The sequence below is a fragment of the Marichromatium sp. AB31 genome, from assembly GCF_003718685.1.
GTDB lineage: Bacteria > Pseudomonadota > Gammaproteobacteria > Chromatiales > Chromatiaceae > Marichromatium > Marichromatium gracile.
Genome location: NZ_RHFI01000073.1, coordinates 1 through 349 on the forward strand (window position 1 = coordinate 1; position 349 = coordinate 349).

The following is a 349-nucleotide window of genomic DNA, read 5'->3' on the forward strand; positions in this document are numbered from 1 at the left end:
GTCGTCCCCGAGTTGTGCGGGAAGCAGTCGAGTCCGATGTCCATGCCCCGCAACACGTCCCACGGCGGGGAGTGATAGCCGATCTCCAGGCGCTCGCCGCCGATCCCGTGCGCGGCAAAGCGCTCGGCCAGCGCCTCCTGCTCGGCCTCGGTGGAGAAGTCCCTGCTGTTGACCACCAGCCGCGCGCCCGGCACCCGCTCGAGGATCTCGGACCACACCCGAATGGTGCGGTGGTTGACACGCACCCCACGGGTCAGCGTACCGAAGGTGATGTATCCCCGCTCCAGCGCCGGCAACACGTTCACCGCCCCCATCCCCTCGCTCGGGCGATACATGCCGGCGGGCGCGG

Annotated in this window: 1 pseudogene; it reads right to left on the reverse strand. The window is 69.9% G+C overall.

Annotation, left to right across the window (positions count from 1 at the left end):
* Positions 1-349 (reverse strand): annotated as a pseudogene (locus EBL84_RS16785) (N-acetylglucosamine transferase); the annotation flags it as partial.